The 1,314-nt window shown below is 62.5% G+C and carries 2 protein-coding genes; one reads left to right on the top strand and one right to left on the bottom strand.

The genetic code is table 11. The features are described from left to right. Positions 1–224: 224 nt before the first annotated feature. Positions 225–362, bottom strand: a complete 138-nt coding sequence (locus G3N64_RS39135; RefSeq protein WP_006400880.1) for a hypothetical protein — start codon at positions 360–362, stop codon at positions 225–227. Positions 363–410: 48 nt separating this feature from the next. Here G3N64_RS39135 and istA point away from each other — a divergent pair. After that, on the top strand, positions 411–1,314 hold a 904-nt coding region (gene istA / locus G3N64_RS39130), incomplete at its 3' end, for an IS21 family transposase (RefSeq protein ID WP_241021446.1).

Below are 1,314 nucleotides of genomic sequence, written 5' to 3'. Positions count from 1 at the left end.
TCGATGCCCATGCGGGCAATCGCAGGAGAGCACTGCTGGCTCATGGCACACCTCCGAGGACGGAAACAGGCGTCGGCCCAGATTACGCGATTACGGGAGGGGCGGACCATCCTATTAGTGGTGAGCGTGCGTATTTCGGGGAACGTGATCAGCGATTTCGGTTGAACGTGATCAGTGGTTCCGATTGATGGTGATCGGCCGTTTCGGTCGAAGGTGATCGCTGATCACCGGTTTCCGAAACGAGCGATCATCTTGCCGAAACGGGTGATCACGTTCCCGGAATGAGTGATCAGCGAACCGAAACAGCTGATCACGCGACCGAAACGGGATAGCCGTTCCGGCTCGGCGGTGGTGTTGCGCATGTGATCAACGACGGGCGTTAGCCTTGATCCTTTTTAGGGGACAGGTTGATGCCGGCACATCGGATGAGCATGCGCAAACTGAAGGAAGTACTGCGGCTGAAGTGGGCGTGCGGCCTGTCGCACCGCCAGATCAGCCGCGCGATCGGCATCAGCGTCGGCGCCATCTCGGCATACGCCGCCCGCGCGAGCGCGGCGGGCCTCGACTGGGCTACCGTCGAACCGCTCGCCGACGACGAGCTCGAGATCAGGTTGGACCTGCCGGAGGAAACCGCGGTCCCGACCCGCCGGGTCGAACCGGATTACGCGGCGATGCACCGCGACCTGCGCCGCAAGGGCGTGACGCTGCAACTGCTCTGGGAGGAGTACGTCGAGGCTCACCCAGGCCAACGCACCTATCGCTATACGCAGTTCTGCCAGCGGTACAAGGACTGGGCTGCGGCGCTGAAGCGCTCGATGCGCCAGCAACACCGCGCCGGCGAGAAGCTGTTCGCCGACTTCGCCGGGCAAACCGTGCCGATCCTCGGCCGCGACGGCGGCGTCGCGTTCAAGGCCCACGTGTTCGTGGCCGTTCTCGGCGCCTCGAACTACACCTATGCATGTGCGACGCGTTCCGAGACCATGCCCGACTGGATCGGCAGCCTGATCGACGCGTTGGAATTCTACGGCGGCGTTCCCGAGTTGCTGGTGCCCGACAACCCCAAGGCATTGATCGCCAAGGCGGATCGCTACGAACCGGTGCTGGGCAACACCACGCAGGACTTCGTGAACCACTACGCGACCGCCATGTTGCCAGCGCGTCCGCGCAAGCCGCAGGACAAGGAGTATGTTTCACATTGCACCTTGTCCGGTAGTTGGAGCGACGATGAAGGTTGCTTGTGTAGCTTTGCGTCCACCAGTGCCCTTTACGAGAAGGACATTCCCCAGGGGTTCGTACAGGCACCGGTGATCATGC

Origin of the sequence: Burkholderia sp. Ac-20344 (assembly GCF_017104975.1) — a bacterium.
Taxonomy (GTDB): Bacteria; Pseudomonadota; Gammaproteobacteria; order Burkholderiales; family Burkholderiaceae; genus Burkholderia.
Note: the sequence above shows the minus strand (reverse complement) of the source record. Positions and strands in the feature narration are given on the sequence as shown.